The organism is Candidatus Culexmicrobium sp. (assembly GCF_058356305.1).
On sequence record NZ_JBTVBB010000022.1, the window covers coordinates 1 to 21,495 of the forward strand.

Annotated in this window: 28 protein-coding genes; 10 read left to right on the top strand and 18 right to left on the bottom strand. The window is 34.5% G+C overall.

Annotated elements, in window-relative coordinates; genetic code table 11:
- A partial coding sequence (locus ACW8TM_RS06885) for a hydrogenase maturation protease (RefSeq protein WP_491532548.1) occupies positions 1 to 293 on the top strand: 293 nt, incomplete at its 5' end.
- Here ACW8TM_RS06885 and ACW8TM_RS06890 read toward each other — a convergent pair.
- On the bottom strand, positions 286 to 2,037 hold the full coding sequence (locus ACW8TM_RS06890; protein ID WP_491532549.1) for a nickel-dependent hydrogenase large subunit: 1,752 nt from the start codon (positions 2,035 to 2,037) through the stop codon (positions 286 to 288). The genes ACW8TM_RS06885 and ACW8TM_RS06890 overlap by 8 nt on opposite strands.
- The gene (locus ACW8TM_RS06895; RefSeq protein WP_491532550.1) at positions 2,037 to 2,996 is read right to left on the bottom strand and encodes a hydrogenase small subunit; all 960 of its coding nucleotides are present in this window, start codon (positions 2,994 to 2,996) and stop codon (positions 2,037 to 2,039) included. The genes ACW8TM_RS06890 and ACW8TM_RS06895 overlap by 1 nt, the downstream gene beginning before the upstream one ends.
- Positions 2,997 to 3,208: 212 nt before the next feature.
- On the opposite strand from ACW8TM_RS06895, the gene ACW8TM_RS06900 reads away from it, so the two are divergent.
- The gene (locus ACW8TM_RS06900) at positions 3,209 to 4,150 is read left to right on the top strand and encodes an ArsA family ATPase (RefSeq protein ID WP_491532551.1); all 942 of its coding nucleotides are present in this window, start codon (positions 3,209 to 3,211) and stop codon (positions 4,148 to 4,150) included.
- 3 nt (positions 4,151 to 4,153) lie between these two features.
- Positions 4,154 to 5,824 (top strand): TIGR04190 family B12-binding domain/radical SAM domain protein, encoded by a 1,671-nt coding sequence (locus ACW8TM_RS06905; protein WP_491532552.1) that lies wholly within the window; start codon positions 4,154 to 4,156, stop codon positions 5,822 to 5,824.
- On the opposite strand, the gene ACW8TM_RS06910 is transcribed toward ACW8TM_RS06905, so the two are convergent.
- The 7 genes from ACW8TM_RS06910 to ndhC are packed head-to-tail and all read right to left on the bottom strand — an operon-like array spanning position 5,802 to position 10,894.
- Positions 5,802 to 6,956 carry a geranylgeranyl reductase family protein gene (locus ACW8TM_RS06910; RefSeq protein WP_491532553.1) on the bottom strand — a complete coding sequence of 385 codons (1,155 nt, stop codon included), beginning with the start codon at positions 6,954 to 6,956 and terminating at the stop codon, positions 5,802 to 5,804. The genes ACW8TM_RS06905 and ACW8TM_RS06910 overlap by 23 nt on opposite strands.
- Before the next feature lie 45 nt (positions 6,957 to 7,001).
- Positions 7,002 to 7,475, bottom strand: coding sequence for a 4Fe-4S binding protein (locus tag ACW8TM_RS06915; RefSeq protein ID WP_491532554.1), 474 nt, complete (start codon positions 7,473 to 7,475; stop codon positions 7,002 to 7,004).
- A complete protein-coding gene (nuoH, locus tag ACW8TM_RS06920; RefSeq protein ID WP_491532555.1) occupies positions 7,472 to 8,512 on the bottom strand; it encodes an NADH-quinone oxidoreductase subunit NuoH in 1,041 nt (346 codons plus the stop codon). Before nuoH ends, ACW8TM_RS06915 begins: the two co-directional genes overlap by 4 nt.
- A 10-nt stretch (positions 8,513 to 8,522) precedes the next feature.
- On the bottom strand, positions 8,523 to 9,623 hold the full coding sequence (locus ACW8TM_RS06925) for an NADH-quinone oxidoreductase subunit D (protein ID WP_491532556.1): 1,101 nt from the start codon (positions 9,621 to 9,623) through the stop codon (positions 8,523 to 8,525).
- A gap of 2 nt (positions 9,624 to 9,625) precedes the next feature.
- Positions 9,626 to 10,090 (bottom strand): NADH-quinone oxidoreductase subunit C, encoded by a 465-nt coding sequence (locus tag ACW8TM_RS06930; RefSeq protein WP_491532557.1) that lies wholly within the window; start codon positions 10,088 to 10,090, stop codon positions 9,626 to 9,628.
- A complete protein-coding gene (locus ACW8TM_RS06935; protein ID WP_491532558.1) occupies positions 10,080 to 10,541 on the bottom strand; it encodes an NADH-quinone oxidoreductase subunit B in 462 nt (153 codons plus the stop codon). The genes ACW8TM_RS06930 and ACW8TM_RS06935 overlap by 11 nt, the downstream gene beginning before the upstream one ends.
- Entirely contained in the window at positions 10,538 to 10,894 is a 357-nt protein-coding gene (ndhC, locus tag ACW8TM_RS06940; protein WP_491532559.1) for an NADH-quinone oxidoreductase subunit A, read from the bottom strand. The genes ACW8TM_RS06935 and ndhC overlap by 4 nt, the downstream gene beginning before the upstream one ends.
- Before the next feature lie 217 nt (positions 10,895 to 11,111).
- Here ndhC and proS point away from each other — a divergent pair, with 217 nt between their 5' ends.
- Positions 11,112 to 12,551, top strand: a complete 1,440-nt coding sequence (gene proS / locus ACW8TM_RS06945; protein WP_491532560.1) for a proline--tRNA ligase — start codon at positions 11,112 to 11,114, stop codon at positions 12,549 to 12,551.
- On the opposite strand, the gene ACW8TM_RS06950 is transcribed toward proS, so the two are convergent.
- Entirely contained in the window at positions 12,548 to 13,483 is a 936-nt protein-coding gene (locus ACW8TM_RS06950) for a carbohydrate kinase family protein (protein WP_491532561.1), read from the bottom strand. The two genes, proS and ACW8TM_RS06950, sit on opposite strands and share 4 nt — an antisense overlap.
- A gap of 69 nt (positions 13,484 to 13,552) precedes the next feature.
- On the opposite strand from ACW8TM_RS06950, the gene ACW8TM_RS06955 reads away from it, so the two are divergent.
- A complete protein-coding gene (locus ACW8TM_RS06955; RefSeq protein ID WP_491532562.1) occupies positions 13,553 to 13,840 on the top strand; it encodes a 30S ribosomal protein S26e in 288 nt (95 codons plus the stop codon).
- Between the two features lie 15 nt (positions 13,841 to 13,855).
- Here ACW8TM_RS06955 and trmY read toward each other — a convergent pair whose 3' ends face one another.
- The 8 genes from trmY to ACW8TM_RS06995 form a co-directional block, all read right to left on the bottom strand.
- Positions 13,856 to 14,452 (bottom strand): tRNA (pseudouridine(54)-N(1))-methyltransferase TrmY, encoded by a 597-nt coding sequence (trmY, locus tag ACW8TM_RS06960; RefSeq protein ID WP_491532563.1) that lies wholly within the window; start codon positions 14,450 to 14,452, stop codon positions 13,856 to 13,858.
- A complete protein-coding gene (gene pgsA, locus ACW8TM_RS06965) occupies positions 14,445 to 15,017 on the bottom strand; it encodes an archaetidylinositol phosphate synthase (protein ID WP_491532564.1) in 573 nt (190 codons plus the stop codon). Before pgsA ends, trmY begins: the two co-directional genes overlap by 8 nt.
- Positions 15,018 to 15,237: 220 nt before the next feature.
- On the bottom strand, positions 15,238 to 16,086 hold the full coding sequence (locus tag ACW8TM_RS06970) for a TIM barrel protein (protein WP_491532565.1): 849 nt from the start codon (positions 16,084 to 16,086) through the stop codon (positions 15,238 to 15,240).
- Positions 16,087 to 16,143: 57 nt separating this feature from the next.
- Positions 16,144 to 16,809 carry a hypothetical protein gene (locus ACW8TM_RS06975; protein ID WP_491532566.1) on the bottom strand — a complete coding sequence of 222 codons (666 nt, stop codon included), beginning with the start codon at positions 16,807 to 16,809 and terminating at the stop codon, positions 16,144 to 16,146.
- A gap of 2 nt (positions 16,810 to 16,811) precedes the next feature.
- Positions 16,812 to 17,210 (bottom strand): hypothetical protein, encoded by a 399-nt coding sequence (locus ACW8TM_RS06980; protein ID WP_491532567.1) that lies wholly within the window; start codon positions 17,208 to 17,210, stop codon positions 16,812 to 16,814.
- A complete protein-coding gene (locus ACW8TM_RS06985) occupies positions 17,207 to 17,713 on the bottom strand; it encodes a hypothetical protein (RefSeq protein WP_491532568.1) in 507 nt (168 codons plus the stop codon). Before ACW8TM_RS06985 ends, ACW8TM_RS06980 begins: the two co-directional genes overlap by 4 nt.
- On the bottom strand, positions 17,713 to 18,036 hold the full coding sequence (locus ACW8TM_RS06990; protein WP_491532569.1) for a hypothetical protein: 324 nt from the start codon (positions 18,034 to 18,036) through the stop codon (positions 17,713 to 17,715). The genes ACW8TM_RS06985 and ACW8TM_RS06990 overlap by 1 nt, the downstream gene beginning before the upstream one ends.
- 160 nt (positions 18,037 to 18,196) lie before the next feature.
- Positions 18,197 to 18,367, bottom strand: coding sequence for a hypothetical protein (locus ACW8TM_RS06995; protein ID WP_491532570.1), 171 nt, complete (start codon positions 18,365 to 18,367; stop codon positions 18,197 to 18,199).
- 70 nt (positions 18,368 to 18,437) lie between these two features.
- Here ACW8TM_RS06995 and ACW8TM_RS07000 point away from each other — a divergent pair, with 70 nt between their 5' ends.
- The 5 genes from ACW8TM_RS07000 (at position 18,438) to ACW8TM_RS07020 (ending at position 21,412) form a co-directional block, all read left to right on the top strand.
- On the top strand, positions 18,438 to 19,097 hold the full coding sequence (locus ACW8TM_RS07000; RefSeq protein WP_491532571.1) for an RAD55 family ATPase: 660 nt from the start codon (positions 18,438 to 18,440) through the stop codon (positions 19,095 to 19,097).
- Between the two features lie 131 nt (positions 19,098 to 19,228).
- Positions 19,229 to 19,660 carry a hypothetical protein gene (locus ACW8TM_RS07005; RefSeq protein ID WP_491532572.1) on the top strand — a complete coding sequence of 144 codons (432 nt, stop codon included), beginning with the start codon at positions 19,229 to 19,231 and terminating at the stop codon, positions 19,658 to 19,660.
- Positions 19,661 to 19,703: 43 nt separating this feature from the next.
- Positions 19,704 to 20,513, top strand: coding sequence for an A24 family peptidase C-terminal domain-containing protein (locus ACW8TM_RS07010; RefSeq protein ID WP_491532573.1), 810 nt, complete (start codon positions 19,704 to 19,706; stop codon positions 20,511 to 20,513).
- Positions 20,514 to 20,564: 51 nt separating this feature from the next.
- Complete coding sequence (locus tag ACW8TM_RS07015; RefSeq protein ID WP_491532574.1) at positions 20,565 to 20,993, top strand: hypothetical protein; 429 nt, start codon at positions 20,565 to 20,567, stop codon at positions 20,991 to 20,993.
- Between the two features lie 11 nt (positions 20,994 to 21,004).
- Positions 21,005 to 21,412 (top strand): hypothetical protein, encoded by a 408-nt coding sequence (locus ACW8TM_RS07020; RefSeq protein WP_491532575.1) that lies wholly within the window; start codon positions 21,005 to 21,007, stop codon positions 21,410 to 21,412.
- The last annotated feature ends 83 nt before the right edge of the window (positions 21,413 to 21,495 follow it).

The window sequence follows — 21,495 nt, forward strand, 5'->3', positions numbered from 1 at the left end:
CTGTGATCTTTATAGATGCCATCGACATGAGAAGAAAAGCAGGAGAAATATTCATAATTAAACCAAATATTGAGAAAATAGAAAAATTTATGGAAATTAGTTTACATGAAATAAATCTTCAAAAATTATTAGCTATGGCGAAAACACTTAACATGCTCCCTCAAAAAGTTATCATTGTAGGCTGTCAACCAAAGAACTTATCTGATGGAATCAAAATGAGTGAGGAAGTTGAAAAAGCAGTCAAAAAAACCGTTGAAATTGTACTGGAAATAATAGAAAATGAAATTACTTAGGAATGTTTATGAAAGGCGATACTTCTCTTATTATTTCGCCAGCCCCATAGAAAACATGAACACTGCACGCTAGACATGGATCAAAACTTCTAACCACACGTACAACATCTATTCCATCTAACTCACTTACAGCAGGTTCAGTTACTGGCGAATCTATTATTGCCTTCTCATAGGGACCTGGATTACCGTTTAAATCTCTTGGCGAAGCATTCCATGTAGATGGAGTTATAACTTGATATCGATGTATTCTTCCATTTTTCATTACACACCAATGACCTAAAGCACCCCTCATAGCTTCAATTAATCCGACACCAATACCCTCCTTAGGTCTCTTGTAAGGATTCCAAACATTAACTTCACCCTTTTTAACCATTTCAAGAGCTTGTAACAATAGATTATAAGCCACATACGCTGAATATGCATGATAATAAGCTCTTGCCCTAATTCTTTCAATGGCATTAACTTTTTCAGGAATCTTCCATTCCAAAGTTAATTCTTCCTTTACTCTAAATCCAAGCACATTAGCGCTAGGAAGAGTAAACTTCAGGCTAACACCAGTTGCTTCAGAAATTAATTTGGCTTTAGCAGTTGCCCACAATCTTGCAATTGGACCTGCCTCCACAACATTGAGACCTCCATTAGCTCTATTCTTCCAATCATACCATCTTGTAGCAGTAGTCCAAGAATACTTTCCATCCCAATTCTTGGGGGTACCTGGCTTTGGTTTAGTCTCCTTATTCCATGGATGCTCCAATGCTAACTCATTGCCCAAGGGGTCTTTATATAGATCTTTTTCCTTCCATTCATCGTAATAGGAATGTGTGACGTATTCTCTAACTCCAAGATTTATTTCAATTAAATCAGTAGACAACAATTCACCGTTTATTATAATTCCAGGAGAGACACTTCGCTTTACTCCCCATTTGCTCATATTCTCATATTTTGCATCATAGACATGTGGATCTTCATAGGCACCATAGCTAATTAAATTAGTTTCTCTCACCCCGACATCATCATATCCCATGTCAATCAGAAACTCTATTAAATCATCGAAAACAGCTGTTAACTCCTTAGCAAATGCTATTTGTTGGGAAAGCAATGTAGCAAATGCCTCTAGATCAGAAGCAGTAACTGTTTTAGCTACTCCGCCTGGAATGAAGGTACCAATATGAGGATGCTTAGCACCAAAAATTACATTCATTTTTCGACCTACTTTTGCCATTTGTAGGCATTTAACCCAAAGGGAACCAGTTAGAGGATTTAAAGCAGTCATGATATCAGCAATATTGGAATATCTGTGAAGATCACTTCTTTCAGCTTTCCGTTTCTGAGCTTCATCCCACCATTCAGGATTAAATTTCTTCACTAGAATTTCACAATAGTCAGGTCCTTGAAGTATACCACATCCCAAAGCAGCATCATATAGTTGTTCACTCATCATTATGAAATTTCTAATGGCTATAGCAAATGGTGGAGGAGGAGCTTGATAAGTCATGTCAACACATTCAACGGAAGCCAATCCATGAGGAGTAGGACAAACACCACATATTCTCTGAGTTAACCATATAGCATCCGCTGGCTCTCTTCCTTTCAATATTACTTCAAAGCCTCTAAACATTGTGCCAAATACATGTGCATCAACATACTTCTTCAACTCAACATCAGCTACAGCATGAATGGCTAGATGACCCTCAATCCTTGTTAATGGCTCTATAGAGACTACCTTATGTCTTTTAGCTTCCATTATATCTCCCTCCTCTTCAATCTGTGAAGAACTGCATAGATTTTACCTAAAATGTCATAAATTGCCTCTACAGCAAATACACTGGGTGGTGCCTTTCTGAAGAATGGAGAGAATGGCTCATCAGGGAACTCTGGCTCAGTACAGCCAATACATATAGAGCCAATAGTCGGACAGCCACCTATGCCATCGATAAATCCTCTTCGGGGGACATCACAATGAGTTATCGGTCCCTTACAGCCCAGCAATCCCATACAGTATTCTTCTCCAAATTTCTTAGAATATTTACCTGATGCAAATAAACCTGCTCTGGGGCAATTTTCATGTGCTAATTGTCCAAATATGAATAATGGTCTGTGAAATTCATCTAACTCTGGTGGAGGTAAAAATCCCCTTGCAGTCAGCACTAAGTGTGTAAGTGTCTCGGTTATATGATCACCATGAGCTGGGCATCCAGGTATACAAATTACTGGAAGACCAAGCTTACTCTTCCAGTCTTTACCAAAGAATTGGAGTACACCTTTAGCTCCTGTCGGGTTAGGTAGACCATGTGGAATGCCACCATAAGAGGCACAAGTACCAACTGCGACCAAAGCAGCAGTCCTTTCAGCAAGCCTAATGAGCCAGTCATTAAAAGTCATTGGTTTACCATTTTCTTCTCCAACCATACACCAAAAACCATTATTCTTCTTAGCAGCATCTTCATCTGGAATTGCACCTTCAACTACAAGCACAAATGGATCAAGTTCTCCCCTTACTGCAGCTCTCAATACTTTAAGAGCTTCTTCACCGTGTGGCAACATTATAGTGGGATGAAACTGAAGAACAATATCTTTTGCCTGTGGAAGAAATCCAGTTAAAATGTCAACTAACCTAGGGTACGAGGCGCCAGTTATAGACACTGTACATCCAGTACATCCCTGACCTTGTAACCAAATTACATTAAGCCGATTAACGCTCAATTATAACACCTTAAAAACTCTAGATTTTGAAAACTTTATATATCTTTTCATTTGGAAAATCTACTTCTTTACAATATGCTAATATATCATGGAGCTATTAGTATTTTCATAAAATCCCTTTACTAAAGTCAAATCGCTAGATTAGTTTATCACCCTCGGAAACTTTAAATCAACAATAAATTCAATGGTAGATGAAAAGGAGGAAAAAATCATTGACTGCGTTAACCTCGAAGAAACTTATAATGTTCGGGGGGAAAGGAGGAGTTGGAAAAACTACCTGTGCAGCTTCCACTGCACTAGGAATGTCAGCAATGGAAAGAAAGACGTTAATAATATCAAGCGACCCTACACCATCACTATCCGATATATTCGCCATAGAGATTGGAGATAAAATTACAAAAATTACTGAAAACCTATATGCACTTGAACTTAAAAGTGACATTATTATAAATATGTGGAAGGAAAAGTTTGGAAAGGAAATATACGAGGTAGCATCAGCATTTCTACCAGTAGGCCCTGAAGTAATCGAATATGTCGCCGAAGCCCCAGGCATTGACGAGCAATTCATGCTTGCCTATATACTTGACTTAATTGAAAAAAATGAATACGATACAATTGTATGGGATACCGCGCCAGCAGGACATACATTAAGCATACTAAGGCTTGAAGAAAAAATTTACGACCACCTAACAGATGCGGCTAGAATGTATGCAAAAGTAAGAATCCATCTAGAAAAGCTAAGGAGGAAAATTAGCAGAAAAGATAAAAGAACCCCCCTAGAAATTATTGAAAGTTGGCGTGCCCTGGCAAAAAGAGTAATGGATATCTTAAGAAATGAAAACATAACTGAATTTGTTGTAGTAACTATACCTGAAGCATTAGGAGTTTTCCAGACTAAACGAATAATAAATGAATTAAAAAATTTTGGAATAAGCACAAGACACATTATAATAAATAAGGTAATACCTAGAGAGCTAACGAAAATAAAATTCCTAGAAAGTTTATGGAAGATACAGGAGAAATACATTAAAATGATTATTAATGAATATTCCGATAAATTCACAATAATGAAACTAGAGTTATATCCAATGGAAATTAGAGGTTTAGAAGCTCTTAAAAAAGTATGGAATGAACTAAGCAAACAAATTAAATGAGAGGTGCCAGAAATCAAGCTACTATTGATACACCCACCGACAATTCTAAAACCACACCAAAAACCAATATTACGAGGCCCCATTAGCGATGTAATACCATCAACCCCAATGTTAGAAATGTATCCGATAGGCTTTGTTACAATACTATCCTATCTAGAAAGAAGAGGACACAAGGTAGACATTGTTAATTTAGCTTTAAAAATGCTAAAAAACCCTAAATTCCCAATTAAAGAATTTGCAAGAAAAATTGAAGCGGATATTGTAGGATTGGATTTCCATTGGCTACCACACGTATATGGAGTAATAGAAATAACCAGAATAATTAAAAAAGAGAGACCAGACATCCCAATTGTTATAGGAGGACTTTCAGCATCCTATTACTACAAAGAACTAATGGAAAAAGTAAGTGACATAGATTTCATATTAAGAGGAGACACAACAGAAGAACCATTAAACTTACTTCTAGAGACATTAGAAAAGGGAAAGAATACATTTGAGAATATACCCAACTTAATATGGAGAAAAGATAAAAAGATAAAAGTTAACCCCTTATCATACATTCCACAAAATTTAGACGAACTAATCATAAACTATAAAGACCTAGCTAGAAAATACGTCAAGAAACTTGCATCTGACAACCTTCTCCCCTATGTAGACTTCCTAGAATATCCGTTAATGATGGTATTACCCTTTAAAGGCTGTCTAAACAATTGTACAACCTGTGGTGGATCAGCCTTCGCATACTACCACATATGCAATAGGAGAGGATTAGCTCTTAAAAGCCCCAAGAAAATAGTTGAAGAATTAACCTACATATCAGAACTCAAGGTTCCAGCTTTCATTGTTGGAGACTTAAGAATGCCAGGAGAAAGATTTTTCCTAGAAGTCTTGAGGGAAGTGAGAAAAGAAAAAATAGATATTCCAGTAGTATTTGAACTATTCAAACCCCTCAAGAAAGAAGAAATATATGAAATCTCAAGAACCATAACAGACTTTAGCTTTGAAATAACACCAGAATCAGGTATTGAAACTATAAGATATGCACAGGGAAGATTTTATACAAATAGAAGTCTAGAGAAATCAATAGAAGAAATCCTAAAAGCAAATGCCTCTAGAATCGATATTTACTTCTCAATTGGACTTCCTAAACAAACAAGGGAACATGTCAAAGAAACACTAAAATACATGAGTTACCTTGCAGATAAATTCTATAAGAAAGAAAGAATCCACTTATTTATATCACCACTTCTTCCATTCTTAGATCCAGGATCGCTAGCTTACGAATATCCCGACAAGTACGGATACATTAAATATGCCAACAATCTAATCGACCATTACAGATTGATTGAAAAATCTAGAAATTGGACAGACCTCATCAGTTATGAGACAAAGTGGCTGAGCAAAACAGAATTAATAAAGCTAACCTATGAAGCAGCAATACATTCAGCCCATTTGAAGTATAAGCTGGGAATAATTGGAAGAGAAGAACTAAAAGAAATAAAAGAGAAAATTGAAACACTAAAAAGAAGGGCAGTTTCAGAACACTTAACTAAAGAAGAAATAATAAGTAAAATACTATGTAAGAGGGAAGAGTTAAGCTGGATGAAGCTCACCAGATTTAAAAAATTGAAATATGCCATGAGAATAATAGTCAAAGCTCTATTAAGCGATTAAATAGAGGTATTTCAGTACGCATAATCTTATCTAACATTTTCCCGCCCAAAAGTGAGAAGATGAAATTCAACATGAAATTTGATTTCATAAATAAATCACCTAAACGTCTTATAAACAATGACCTTTTCAGCGCATTCATAAAATGCTTCTTCCAATAATCCTCATATAAGCTCAAAGGAGCATGATTTAAAATGTGTATTGCAGCAACTCTACCAGCAAAATATCCAGCTATTATGGCAGTAGGAATACCAGAACCAACAGAGGGTAACACTTGACCTGCAGCATCACCAACTAAAATAACATTTTTCCTAAAGGTTGAAGGTAATGAACCACTAATAGGAACTGGTGCTCTAACAATATTATTTATGTATCCTCTCTTCAATCTCTCATCTATACCAGTGAAGTAGTTTAAATAATCCATCAATGACGTGGGTCTACTAGTAAAATTAAATCTTACACCTAAACCCACATTAGCAATAGCTCCACCTTTAGGTATTATCCAAGCATATCCGCCAGGTGCTAAATCTTTATTAAAGTACATCTCAGTTACTTCTGGATCTATATTTAAATTTTCCATCTTAGCTTGAATACAATAAGCATAGTCTCTAACACTTCTTACCTCCAGTCCAGATTTTCTAGCAATAACCGAGAAAGCACCATCAGCACCTATAACAATCTTAGCTCTCTTAAATTCAATATTATTTCCAACACGAATATGTACACCAACAGGGTCAAGAGATAAATCAATAACTCTAGCATTCATCATTATCTTAGCTCCATATCTAGCTGCAACTTTGGCTACACTCTCAATAAAAGCAGCTCTATCCAGAACCACAGCATTAAAATTTATAGTCCATGGCCTCCTTAGAGAGGAGAATATTTTTATGAAACTACATTCATTAACCTTAAACTTTAAAGGGAAAACCATTAAATCACGAATCTCCTCAAAATGATCTATAAGAGAAGGTAATTCATTCTCAGCAGGATAATATTCCCCACATTTAACTGGAAAACCAATTCTCTCGTTCTTTTCAACTAAAAGTACGCTGACACCTAGTTCCGTGGCACCTAAAGCTGCATAAACCCCAGCAGGTCCAGCTCCAACTACTATTACATCGAAACAATCATTCAAAAATAGGCCTCCAATAATTCATTAAAAGCTTTGAAAGCTTATATCTCACTCTAACTCTTTATACTTGATAGATTCATCTTCAATTTCAACTTTAACTACTTTTTTAAGCATGGGCAATACATTTTTAATTGAAGGCTCATGTCTTAATGAAAGTGGGGAGAAAACTAATCCAACCCTATTTCTGTTTGAAAGCTCAAACACACCTACAGTTCGCAGTGCAGTTCTAGGACAAATATAAACGCAAAAACTACAGAAGCAACATTTACCATAATCTATCTCAGGAGCCTTTTTAGATGTGCTAATACCAGGAGTTACAGGAACAATGCTTATAGCCTTTGTTGGACAAATAGTTGCACACAATCCACATCCAACACATTTATCTAAATCTAGTACATGACGACCTCTACTCCCCTCTGGAGGAAGTATTCGTTCATAAGGATATTTTAAAGTATGCGGCTTCATGAAAACATGTTTAAAAACAACACTATAGGGACCAAAGATCTTTTTCAGTAAACTCATGGAATAATCCCTCCTAACAGCAACTTAAAAGCTAATGTAATAATTAGATTCACTATTGAAAGTGGAATGAGAAAATACCAGCCAATTTTAAGTGCTTGATCTATCCTAAATCTTGGAAAAACAGTTCTCAGTAATATTATTATTACAATTACAATTGCAAACTTTATTAGTAGCCAAGCCATTGGCGGAAGTATAGATATTGGTAATGGACTTAAATAACCACCAAAATATAGAGTTACCAACAACAATGACCAAGCACATAGTCCAGCATACTCAGCCATCATTGTAAGCATAAAAACAGCGCCAGTATATTCAGTTCGCCAACCAACTACAATTTCCTGTTCAGCTACAGCAATATCGAAGGGTGTCCTCTCAGCTTCAGCTAAAGAAGCTATGAAGAAAGCTATAAACCCAAGTATTTGAGGCCCAACGAACCATATGTTTCTCTGTGCTTCAACAATATCGATTAGATCAAAGGAATTAGCCATAATAGCCACGCCAATTGATGAAATCATTAGAGGCAGTTCACCCGCAATAAACAGGTAAGCTGCCCTAATGCTACCTATAATTGCATACCGATTATTTGAGGCCCATCCAGCAAGCATTATTACGAAGGGTGTTAAACCAATAATAGCTAAAAATAGCAGTAACCCTATACCTCCACCCCTAAACAATATCCAGTCAGGTCCGAATGGAATTAAAACAATTGATAAAGCAGCAAAGACGGGCATTATTGCAGGGGAAACGAGAAACAATATCCTGTCTGCATATTCAGGGACAAGTACTTCCTTTGTTAAAAGCTTTAGAAAGTCTGCAATTAATTGTAAGCAGCCTGCAATTCTACCAGCATAGAGAGGACCAATTCTTAACATTGCATCCGCCAAATACTTTCTTTCAAACCAAACAGTAACAATTACAAATAAAGCTATAAAGAGAAGACCTGGAATCACTATTATCTGGAGCAATCTCTTGAAATTGAGTGTAATAAAGGTAATAACCCAATCAATCAACCAGTAAATAAAACCTATTACATCCATTCAAATTCACCTACCGATCAGCATCTAAATACCAAGGATCAAAAGAATAAATAACTACTGGGACATCAGCCATTAAAATTTCAGTTAACTTAGGTAACTGTGAGATAACGTAGAGATTTCTATAAGTAGGAGAATTAATTTTGACTCTATAGGGTATATCGCTTCTACCCGCTATCATATGTACTGCAAGTTCACCTCTAGCAGATTCAACCCTTACATAACTCTCATCCAATTTAGGTTTAAGTGGAACCCTAACCCTTATTGGGCCTTCAGGAATATTTTCTAATGCTTGCCTTATAATTTTAACACTTTCAACCATCTCCAAGTATCTTACCACAGTTCTTGCATAGGAATCTCCTTCAGGTTGTGTAACAACTTTAAAGTCAAGCTCTCCATATGCATCATATTGCTCCTCTTTTCTCATGTCAATAGAAACACCAGAACCTCTCAAGGAAGGTCCAGTTGCACCAAGCCTTAAAGCGTCATCAGCCTTCAATATGCCCAGATTTCTACTTCTAGCTTCGAAAACTATATTTTCAAGCCAAGCATCCCTATATGCCTCAAGCCTCTTTTCAAAGTAATCTAAAACCTTAAAAGCCTTCTCTTTAAAGCCCCTAGGTAAATCTCGAAGAACACCACCAGGACAAAAGAATGAATAACTCCATCTAGCACCAGTCAACATTTCACATAAATCTAAAAATAATTCTCGGTCTGCAACCGTCCATAAGAAGACTGCAGGATAACCACCACAAGCTTCAGCCATTAACCCGAAGCCATATAAATGACTATTAATTCTACTCATTTCACAGAGAACAGTCCTGATATACTTAGCCCTTTTCGGAGGCTCTATATCGACAAGTTCTTCAACTGCTCTAACATATGCTAATCCCATATTTGCAGCGTCAGCCATACACATTCTCTCAACAGGCACAATACCTTGAAGAAAAGAGCGATGCTCAAGTATCTTCTCTAAACCCCTATGATTAAAGCCCATATCAGGTCTAATCTCAAAAACCCTTTCCCCATCAGTTTTAACTATGAATCTGATTTGTCCACTCATTGGATGTTGAGGACCCCAACTAATTTCCATTATACTTTCACTAGAGAGCATAACTATGCACCCCGCTTAAGCTTAAAATCCTTCCTTAAAGGATAACCCTCCTTCCAATCTTCTGGGAGAAGGAGATGTGATAAATTAGGGTTACCCTCAAAATTTATGCCAAGCATTTCCCATGCCTCACGTTCATGATAATCCATTGCACCCCAAACTTTAATTAGTGAGGGAAAAACGGGATTATCCCTAGGAGCATTAGCCCTAATTAAAACAGTAAATTTCAACTTAGGTGAATATACATAGTAAACCATTTGCATCAGCTTCTCCCGTATAAGATCAACTCCTCCAGCCCCTACAGGCTGAATAAAATAATACTCATCTCTAAGAAAAGTGGCTAATTCAACTAATTTCTCAATCTTAACAATAATTGACAACTTATTCTTCCCAATTAACTTAATATCATCTACATAATCACCGAACTTAGACTTAATCACATCTATTAATCTATCTACTTCACCACTCACCTTTTCTCACCTTTCTCTGTAAGAGCATAAAACCATGAATCATCGCTTCTGGACGAGGAGGACATCCAGGAATATAAACGTCAACTGGAAGAATTTCATCTGCTCTAACTAATGAATATGAATCATAGAATGGGCCTTTACTAATACTACAAGCTCCAACGGCAATAACATATTTAGGATCAGGCATTTGTTCATAAAGTATTTTAAGTCTACTAGCCATCTTTCTAGTTATATGACCAATTATAACTAGGACATCAGATTGCCTAGTTGAAGGCATAGGTAAAATACCGAAACGCTCCATATCATATCGAGGCCCAGCAACCTGCATGAACTCAGGAGAACAGCAACCAGTAACCAAATGTATGGGCCAAAGAGAGTACATTTTACCCCATCTAATGAGGGGATCTAGAACCTTAAGAAGACAGCCTCTCACTCCTTCACTTAAATTCATCTTGGAATCCTCCTAACAATAATCATAATTGAAATAAAGAGTAAAAACAAGTACGCCACCAATGTGTAAATAGTGTGAAGAGAAATTGAAAGAGAAGAAAACAATAAAATCCAAATAGCAACATCAGCCATTAAAAAGACAATTGCATATAAAAAATACTTACTAACACCTTCAATTCTAAAATCCCTAGCCTTTCTTTCAGGAATTTGACCGCACTCGAAAATATCAAACTTAACCTTAGTAACTTTAATAGGATTCAAAAACCTAGCGAGCAGAATGAGGGATAACATGGAAAACACAAATATGAAGCCATATAGGGCGAAGGCTTCAACCTCACCTAATATCAAGGTCATTGCCCTCTAGAAGTATAGAGGGTAGGCTTAAAAAACTATCTATAAAGGAAATATGAGCTACATTAGCTCCATCCTAAAGTATTATAGGATGATACTTACAATGGAAAATAAGTCATATCATCTCAAAATCAAATGAGAAATTTAAAAATAAGTAATATTAAATACTATAACTAAAACATAACTCAAACTTAACGAAAATCAACTGAAAGGTGATATAATGCCTATACCTTCAAGAGAAAAATGGGAGAAAAACTTTAGCCAATGGTTCAGATCAGTACTTAATGGAGCAGAATTATATGATTACAGATATCCAATTAAGGGATGTGGAGTTTGGAGACCCTATGGATTCAAATTAAGAAAAAACATCCTGAAGATAATTAGAAGACTACTAGATGAAACAAACCATCAAGAAGTACTCCTACCACTACTAATTCCCGAAACACTGTTAGCTAAGGAATCCGAACATGTTAAAGGATTTGAAGAACAAGTATACTGGGTAACACATGGAGGTCTAGATAGACTAGATGTGAAACTAGCGTTAAGACCGACAAGTGAAACTGCACTTGCACCAATGCTTAAACTTTGGATAAAATCCCACACAGACTTGCCCTTAAAACTATATCAAATAGTGAGCGTATTTAGATATGAAACAAAGGCTACACGACCATTAATAAGAGTGAGAGAAATAACAACATTTAAAGAGGCACATACAGCCCATGCAACCCTTGAAGAAGCTGAAAAACAAATAAAAGAAGCTATAAAAGTGTACAGTAAATTCTTTGAAACTCTAGGAATACCGTATACTATAAACTTGAGGCCACAATGGGATAAATTTGCAGGAGCAATCTATACAATAGCCTTTGATACAATAATGCCAGACAAAAGAGTAATGCAAATTGGAACAGTCCATAACCTTGGACAAAATTTCTCAAAAGCATTTGAAATAACATACTTAAAAATCGATGGAACACATGAACATATATGGCAAACATGCTATGGAATATCAGAAAGAGTAATTGCAGCATTAATATCAATTCATGGAGATGACCGAGGAATAATAATACCTCCAAGTATTGCACCAATTCAAATAGTAATAATACCAATACCATACAAGGGAGTAGAAGAAAAAGTATATGAAAAAAGCAGAGAAATATATAGAAAATTGAAAGAAGCAGACTTAAGGGTAAAGCTAGATGACAGAGAAGACATAACGCCAGGAAGCAAATTTTACGACTGGGAATTAAGAGGAGTCCCCATAAGAATTGAAATAGGACCAGTAGATCTGGAAAAGGGAACAATAACAGTCTCAAGAAGGGACACCCTTGAAAGATACGTTTATAGAACAAGCGAAATGATAGAAAAGGTAAAGGAGCTCTTGAATAAAGTAGAGGAAGCATTAAAGCAAAGAGCATGGCAATGGTTTAAGGAACAAGTAAACAGAGTAGAGAACCTAGAAGAAGCAAGAAAAATAATTGAAGAAGAAGGCGGAATAATAGAAGTCCCTTGGTGCGGAGAAGATGAATGCGGATTAAAAATAGGGGAAAAACTAAATGCAAGAGTTTTAGGCGAAGCCCTAGATGCAGAGAAATATAACAGCAAATGTATAATCTGCAATAAAAAGTCCACTAAAATATTAAGACTTGCCAAAACATATTAATCAAAAAGCTTAACCAGACGAATATTATTAAAAATCCAGTCAACTCGCTCTTCAACTTCACTTCTAAATCCAAAATTAGTGGAACCATGTGATTCTGCCACAAAAGAAGCAGCAGATGAACCATAAGAGGCAGCTTCTAAAGGATCAAAACTACGCAAATAATTAGAAATAAAGGCACCCATAAAGGCATCTCCACATCCAGTTGGATCAACAACTTTAACTGGAAAAGTTGGAACATGCCATAATCTAGAAGAAGAACATACGAGACAACCTCTACGTCCCATAGTGATTATCACAATCTTAACGCCGATTTTTCTAAGAAAATTAATTCCGTCATATATATTCGAAACACTAAAAGCTGAAACAAATTCATTATATGAAGATTTAACTATATGAAAGGACTTCAATAAATCGATTTCAAAGGGCCATTTAGACAAAAACACACATCCATTAGAAGTAAAATTTCTAATAAAACCTTGAATATCTAAAGCTAAAAGCTGAACATCACCATAATAATTCAAGATAGCATTCAAAGTAGGCAATGGAAGTTCACGGCAAATAGGACTTATAAAAATAGAATTAACCTTTAAATCTAATGGTAAATCTTGTGGAAAAATATCCTCACAACGTGAAATCAATTTTAACAATCTATTATCATCGAAATATCTAATCAAGAAACGAGTTGTAGATCTCTCAACAATCTTCAAATAATCAACATTTATCGAAGCCCTAAGAAAACGATTAATAAACCGATCCTCAAAATCACATCCAACTTTCGAAAATAAAACGACACTACAATTCAAAAGCCTAGAAGAAAAACCAGCATAAGTTGGTGCACCTCCAAGAGAATTAAAAGTCGATCCCTCACTAGTCATGATTACGTCAAGAGCAATATGACCCAAAATTGCAATATCAAAGGATTTTGAAGACATTGCCCCAGTATAAAGAATAGGAAGACTAATATTTAGGATTAAAGCTCTTACATCCTTGGAGGATGAAAATTGCCAAAGAAGCGGAAGTCTAGGGGAAGATCAAAGGGAAGTAAAGGAAGAGAAGATAAAGTCCAATGTGATTCTTGCGGAGCATGGATTCCGAGGAGCAAAGCCAAGAAAATAACAAGATTCCTCTCTCCAGTCGACCCTCAATTAGCAAAAGAACTTGAAAAGAAGGGGGCTATCATCCAAAAAATACCAGTAACAAGATACTACTGTGTCTCATGTGCAATATTCAGAGGAATAGTTAAAATTAGAGCTAGAGAAGAAAGGAAAAAAAGAAGACCACTAAGATAACTTTAAAATCTAATCTTACAAATTCAATCTATCAAGCTCCTCATTAACCAATATAACACAATGACTCGAAAGATAGACAACTGGGCCCAAACTAACACGTGGAATGCTTAATGAAGCTAGAAACCTTTCAGAAGCTGGATCTAAACCAATATGATCACCTAAAATAAAAACTGTAGGCACATCTAATGTAAAATTAAATTTCCTGAAATCTAAGCCCTTTTCATGTAAATATAGTAACCTAAAACCATTTTTCTTAAAAGACAAAATTAACTTCTTAAAATCCATTCTACAAATTTCAAATGCATTATTCTTTGGATGGAAGCCACAATCAATAGACAATAAATCCCTAATAATCCGAGCCACTTCAACTTCACTTTCAGGAAGACTATTAAGAAGACTCCCTGAAACCTTCAATAATTTAGGAGGTGAAGGAGGACCTTCTAAAACAGCATAAAAATCTACATTCCTTCTAACACCACCATTAATTCGAAAAGCATTAAGAATACACCTGCAAACAACATCTAATCGACCACTAGTACTAGCAATATTCCTCATTATAAAAATGGGCGCAGTAACCGCAGTAGAAGCCTTTAAAACAAATATTCTACGCATCCTCCACCCTCAATTCTATCCAAACTCTATAAAATCTAATAATGACAGTCAAAAATGTTAAAATAGCAATAACGATAATAGCCCATTCAACTAAATTTAGAAAACCACCAATAGCCAAAATTATTAATCGTTCAGCTCTTTCAGCTAAACCCACACCAGACATTTCAACCCCTAATGCTTCACCCCTTGCACGTGCATAACTTACTAGAAATGAACCAGTCAATGCCATAATACCCCACTCCAAGGTACAAAGAGAAGCATGGATAACAGAGAAAATTATAATAAAGTCAGATAACCTGTCAAGCATAGAATCTAAGAAGGCACCAAAATTTGATGAGACACCAGAAATACGTGCTATAGCTCCATCCAAAGCATCAAATAAACCTGAAATTAATATAAATAAAGAGGCAAGCATCAACTCACCATAAAAAAACATAATCCCTGAAATAAGTGCAAACAATAATCCTAAAAACGAAACAAGATTGGGAGAAAAACCAATATTAACTAAAGCAAATGCAACTGGATCTAAATACTTCTTAATTCGCTCCCTCAACTTATTGAGCAATACTATTAAACCCCCTATTAAAATAAAATCCCACACTAATTAAGAACTACTGTTAACACAAATAAACAACCGGATACTAAATAGCAATATAAACAGAGTATACTCACGCAAGTAATATGTAAAACCTATAAAATTATAGATAAAAAGTACATGAAAGCATACGATATTATTAAACCCTAAAAACAATAATCCAATCTGCGACTATACATAATCATAAAAATTAAATCTTTAATAGATTCTCGACTATACTCTTCATTAACAGAGCATCATCTTCAAGTAGTGGGGACTCAGAGATAATAGTGAAATAATAATCGAATTCAACAATTAACTCAGCCAAATACCTGAAATCTGGGCCATGATCCATGGAACTTAACGGATAATGCTTAACCTCACCACTATCAGAAAATGAAACCTTTGTAAAGTGCATATGCAAATTTTTCACAACATCACTACCAAGTCTTCTCTCAATTTCAAATAAAACCTTCAAATAGTCATCCTTAGTTCTTATTGCACCTTTACCTCGAGCATGTAAATGAGCCCAATCAATAGTTGGAACCATATTTCCAATCAATTCACATAAACTTAAAACTTCATCTAGACTGCCAAATTGCTTAACCTTCCCAGTGGTCTCGGGACTCAAATAAATATTTGAAAGACCTTCACTCTCCAAACTCTCAATAACTCTGCTTAATGAAGAAACACAAATATTTAGAGCATCCTCAGAGCTTAAGCCACCATAATAACCTGGATGGAAAACAACAATACTGGCATTCATCATTTTAGCTGCTCTAGCAGAAGCAATCAGCCTCTGAATACTAGACTTGAGAACAGACTCCTTTGTTGAACAGAGATTAATGTAATATGGAGCATGAATAGACAATTCTATATCAAATTCCATAGCAAGCTCAGCTAAAACTCTAGCTTTATCTTCACTTATTCTAACACCCCTAACAGCTTGATATTCATAGGCATTTAGTCCCAACTCATGTAGATAACGAGGAACCTCCTCAGACTTCCCCTTATATTTTAAGGGTTTTCCAGCAGGTCCAAACCTCAATTTCTTATTCAAACTGAACCCCAATAATCCTAAAGTTTACAATGAAACAGTTAAACTTATCGTAGAAAGCTACAAGTCTATCTTAACTTTAACAACAACTCCACTCTCATCATTAACAATTAAAAAGAGGCTCTTCGGCTTAGGAAAATCAAACAGCAAAAAGGTATATTTTCCATTGAAGAAAAAATGAAACTCAGTTATTTCTATCCAAGTTTTATTAACGAGAGCATAAACACGAATAACATTAACTCTACATAACCTATTATTTGACAAAGCTTTTAGAGAAATACCACCAGAATCTCCAGTCCAAAAAACATCCTCAATTCTAACAGAGAAATTATAAGTAAACTTCTTATGGAAAACAGCTTCCCCACAGTTTATGAAAACATCTAAAAATGCTTGAGTAAAAGAATGACTTGAATTCCAATTAAATGAAATGTCACCATTCCAACTCAAATTAAAACTATGTTCTCTCTCATCGAAAAAGACTTGAATAAAATGATTAAAACTATTAAGGTAATGCTTAAGGACATCTGCATTATCTTTAAGAGACGATTGAATAACAGCTTTCAGAAAAATTTTTTCAATACATAAGGAAATATTGTCCATAAAAAACAAATCTTCAAATTTAACACTCTTCATCATACGTGGCTGGACACTTATTGAAGAAACAGTTAAAACTAGTAGACATAATATTAAAGCTACTAGGCTAAAGACTTGTGCATGTCTTGACATATTCACCCACCAACATAAACCTTAATACCATAATAAGTCAAGGTTTCATTAGGAAGAACAAAAACATACCATATAGTTCTAGAAGCCTTATAACAATACCCCTCAGAATATATAGTAGTTAACTCTTGATTGTAGATCTCCAATTTCAAACTACAATTAGGAAGAAGTTTATTCATTAACCTATATAGAGAAAACCAATTATTCTTTCTAGCAATTTCACTAAGAAAACCCGATCTATCAAGCTTTAAAAGTGCATAACTTAAGCTTAATTCATAATCTTCAAATTTTAAGTTATCTATAGGATAATTAAAATATAGAGAAATAGATAAGAAAGCAAAAAGAAGAACTATAAGCAAAGAAAGAAGAGACTCTAGAGAGAATAATTCACCTTTACTCATCAAGACTTCCTCCGTACATAAACTCTAAAAATAAAAAGATAACCATCAATCATAACAAGTCTACTAGAAACAAAACCACCATCTACGTTACCACATTGAAGTTTAAAAGAATATTTTTCACTTGGGAAAACAGGTTCTAATACAAATTTAATATCATAAAGTTCATCTCTCAAACCAAAGAATAAATAAATTTCACTTAAAGTAAGATTTTTAAAGAAAAATTCAACCCTTTCCCTTGAAAGAACATAAGACGACTTATTAATAGCTGCTAATCCTAAATGCTCTATCCCATCAACATTTTTTATCCAATTTACTGGATAGCCAGGTGATAAGCATAGTAAATCAATGATTCTCATAGCAACATATTGTTCATCAATTTTATTAATCAAGTCTGACGAATTAATAAAAATAATACTAGAAGAAGAAAGAACAAAGAAAAAAGATAATAGAAAGATGATAAAAGCAAATAATACATCAATTATTGTTGACAATCCTTTATTAAACATTAATTACCACCAATACAAACAATAATTCCATTAGAGACTTTTTCAAAAGTTAAGGTTAAATAACCAGCTGAACTAACCACTTCACCATAACCATTAATAATGAATTTAGGGAGGGGAAATGAAAAAACATCTTCTTCAGAAAAAACTTTAAGATAAACAATATTGTCTTTAGAAGATTTAATCAACTTTAAATGATAAACAGTATCACCAGCGAATAATGGTATAGAAACATTAACGGTAGCTCTACAGAAGCCATCACACTTTAAGGCAATCAACGATGTTCTATAAATTATAGATAAAACCCTATTACAAACAGATTCCAAAATCCAATTTGAAGAATTAGTTTTCACGATTAATCTAAAATTAGAAGCAAGAGAAGCAACCACAATGACAAGTATAAGAGAAGACATAAAAGTTAAAGTAAAGACAAATGTTTTCGTATAAAACCCATCATAAAATAATGCAAAAATCTATTTAAGCCCACTATTCAGAATACGGAAATTCATTACCACACTTTGGACATCTAACATATCCACACCCACCAGTAGTTGAAGAAGGACAACCAGAACATGCAAAGGCTCTTGCATATGAAAGACTAAATTTAAAACCACAATTTGGACAAACTACTACTCTTCCACTAAACTTAAATTTCACAACTCATCCCGTAACGCCATTATACTGAAACCTTATTTAATTTTTATCCCAATAGTAATTTTAGATGCATATGGTGAAGGAAGTCCAACTTAAAATTACAGGTTTCCATGAAATGTATGGAGGAATACCTAGTGGAAACATTATACTATTAATCGGTGAACCAGGGTCAGGAAACGACTTATTTGCCCTACAAACACTATATCTACATACATTTGAAGAAGAGGAAGTAGTATACTTAACTACTGATAGTCATCCAAACGATATAATTGAAGAAATGATCGCCTATGGATGGAACATAAAAAGAACAGAATCACTATGGAAATTTATAGATGCATACTCAAGTACAAACATAAAAGTTGAAAAATGTCTCCAAGAAATAATTGAAGAAATAGATATGGGTAAATGGTCATGTATAGATACAATAACCACACTGTGGATGAAAACAGGGAAACAAAAAATTATTGAGCTACTAAGAAAAATGAGGGACAAAGCGAGAAAAAAAGGAGGATTACACTTCTTAATAGCAATTAAAGGAATAATAGATGAAAAGGATGAACAAGTATTAAAACACATAGTTGACGGTGTACTGGAATTTAAACCACAAAACGGAAGCAATGTAGGGATTATAAGAATTGTTAAAATGCGAAGAAGAATTGGCACATGGATGAGCATACCATATAAAATAACACCAAGAGGAATAGAAATTGAAACTGCAATAAGAATAATCTAAAGTCGTTAAACTAAATATAAGCCATAAAATTAAATTAATTTCAATTAAAACACTTAAACCTAGATAATCTATTCTAATTGATGAAAAGATATAAAAGTATAAGAAAATAAAACTTCGATGGAAGTGGTTAAATGCAAAACGACAAGAATAAAACAGGAATTTCACCAGTAATAGCAGTACTTCTACTAATAGTAATCGCAGTAGCAGCATCGGTAATAACATACTCATGGATAACATGGTTCCTAACGGCACAACAACAACAAGCTTCAAGTATGATTAGGATAGAAGAAGTAGACTTAAGCAGAATTACAGAAGGAGAAGCAACGATATACGTTAGAAATATCGGTACAGTGAAGGTAACAATTGACACCGTATATGTCAACGGAACAAGATGGGACATAGTTGGATCTTCAATAACAATAGGTCCAGGTGAAATTGAAGAAATCACTATAACGAAACCACATCTCCCTCCAGTACCAACTCCAAAAAGTGGAAACGTAATAATGATAAAAGTAGCCACCAAAGCAGGCACATTTGATATCTACAGAGGAATAGTCCCATAAGAAGTTAAATAGCAAAAAGCAATAAAAATATACGGTTGAGAATTTGACTCAATACTCATTAAAAACAATTTTAGACCTCTTAAGAATAATGCTAGCAATAATCCTATTTACTTACGCCTCATGGGAAGATTGGAAAAATAGGGAGATAACAGACACAATCTGGATACTAATGTCAATAAGTGGAATAGTATTTTTGACCACTGAAATTATGCTAATTTCAGGAATCGGATTATGGTTAATACTAGTTGTAATATCGATATCATTCTCATTCGCCATTGGCTTCACACTCTTCTATCTAGACTTTTTCGGAGGAGCAGATTCAAAGGCATTAATAGCTTTAAGCCTACTAATACCCCTAAAACCAAATATAACATTAACCAAAACCAACATAGTAAACCATCCATTTATACCAATAGCAGTATTCAATAACTCAGTTATAGGAGCAGCATTAATGGCAATAGGCATTTTCACATATAACGTAATAAGGAAGATAAAGGGCGAAAGATTATTTGAAGGATTAAACAAGGAAAAGACATGGAAAAAAATAATAGCTCTACTAACAGGATATAGAATTCCAATAACTAAACTTAAAGAAAAACCATTTCTATACCCCATAGAAGAAATAGAAATTGAAGATGGAAAAATGAGGAAAAAACTAAGAATAAGAATTGGAATAACCTCAGGAGAAGAAAAATTAAATGAAATTATCAAAGTAATAGAAAGTAAAAAATTATCAGGAAAAATTTGGGTTACACCAGCACTGCCAATGATAATCTTCATAACCATAGGACTAATAATATCAATTTTATACGGAGACATAATATACCTACTTGTACTATCACTTAAAAAATAAATTAGAAAAGACAATAAAAGTAAACAACACTAATATTAATGAGGAAAGAAAATGAAAAAATCAAGAGGCATATCACCAATAGTCTCAGACCTTCTACTAGCAACTATTGTAGTTGCAGCCTTCGCAATAGCCTATGCAACCACCACAGGCATCACCACACAAATGTACAGCTACTTTACAGATACATTCAACAGATTAACCGAAGACCTACTAATTGAAGAGGCATACATTAAATCAGGAAACCAAACAGCCACACTCTACATTAGAAATATCGGTGAAATAACAAGTAAAATAAGAGCAATTTACTGTAATGGAACACTAATAAAGCAAATTCAGGGAAAGTTAACTATCAAGAAAAATGAGCTAACTATAATAAAAATAAAACTTCCACAAGAACCAATAGCATATGCACCCCAGAAAATAACAATCACCACAGCACTGGGAAGCAAATTCACATCAACAATAGTAACACAACCTTAAAGGGTGAAAAAATGAGGAAAAAAGCCTCATCCACAGTTCTAGGAGCCTTATTATTCATTGTAATTATAACATCCATGGCATTTCTAATATTCTCGACAGCAGTAAATTATCATACAACAATAAGAAATTATATCAAAAGAAAAGAGGAAAAGGAAAGAGAAAAAATAGAGATAATACAAATTGAACGAATCAATGGAAATGTTGAAATAACTATAAGAAATATTGGAAGTATAGACATAAGAGTAGCAGCAATATACATAAACCATATACTAAGAAAAACACCAGAAAACTTCTATATACCTACTGGAAGTGAAAGAAAAATTACACTTGAAAACATCAGCCTAAATGTTGGAGATTACATAAAAATAACTACAGAGAGAGGAAATTTTGCAACATACATCATCGAAAAACCACTTTAAAGACATCTTCCAAGAAATTAGACTTAGCAATAACGTTAAGTGGAAAATTAGCAAAAATATAATTAACGACTAATAATCTATAG

Bases quoted from the DNA above. Each gene is read 5' to 3' on its own strand.
- nuoH (WP_491532555.1), bottom strand. From the start codon at position 8,512: ATGGATGTAATAGGTTTTATTTACTGGTTGATTGATTGGGTTATTACC.
- ACW8TM_RS06925 (WP_491532556.1), bottom strand. From the start codon at position 9,623: ATGCTCTCTAGTGAAAGTATAATGGAAATTAGTTGGGGTCCTCAACAT.
- ACW8TM_RS06950 (WP_491532561.1), bottom strand. From the start codon at position 13,483: ATGTCTTCAAAATCCTTTGATATTGCAATTTTGGGTCATATTGCTCTT.
- ACW8TM_RS06890 (WP_491532549.1), bottom strand. From the start codon at position 2,037: ATGGAAGCTAAAAGACATAAGGTAGTCTCTATAGAGCCATTAACAAGG.
- ACW8TM_RS06975 (WP_491532566.1), bottom strand. From the start codon at position 16,809: ATGTCAAGACATGCACAAGTCTTTAGCCTAGTAGCTTTAATATTATGT.
- ndhC (WP_491532559.1), bottom strand. From the start codon at position 10,894: ATGACCTTGATATTAGGTGAGGTTGAAGCCTTCGCCCTATATGGCTTC.
- ACW8TM_RS07005 (WP_491532572.1), top strand. From the start codon at position 19,229: ATGCAAAACGACAAGAATAAAACAGGAATTTCACCAGTAATAGCAGTA.
- proS (WP_491532560.1), top strand. From the start codon at position 11,112: ATGCCTATACCTTCAAGAGAAAAATGGGAGAAAAACTTTAGCCAATGG.
- ACW8TM_RS07000 (WP_491532571.1), top strand. From the start codon at position 18,438: ATGGTGAAGGAAGTCCAACTTAAAATTACAGGTTTCCATGAAATGTAT.
- ACW8TM_RS06935 (WP_491532558.1), bottom strand. From the start codon at position 10,541: ATGAATTTAAGTGAAGGAGTGAGAGGCTGTCTTCTTAAGGTTCTAGAT.
- ACW8TM_RS07020 (WP_491532575.1), top strand. From the start codon at position 21,005: ATGAGGAAAAAAGCCTCATCCACAGTTCTAGGAGCCTTATTATTCATT.
- ACW8TM_RS06915 (WP_491532554.1), bottom strand. From the start codon at position 7,475: ATGAGTTTACTGAAAAAGATCTTTGGTCCCTATAGTGTTGTTTTTAAA.
- ACW8TM_RS06985 (WP_491532568.1), bottom strand. From the start codon at position 17,713: ATGTTTAATAAAGGATTGTCAACAATAATTGATGTATTATTTGCTTTT.
- ACW8TM_RS07015 (WP_491532574.1), top strand. From the start codon at position 20,565: ATGAAAAAATCAAGAGGCATATCACCAATAGTCTCAGACCTTCTACTA.
- trmY (WP_491532563.1), bottom strand. From the start codon at position 14,452: ATGCGTAGAATATTTGTTTTAAAGGCTTCTACTGCGGTTACTGCGCCC.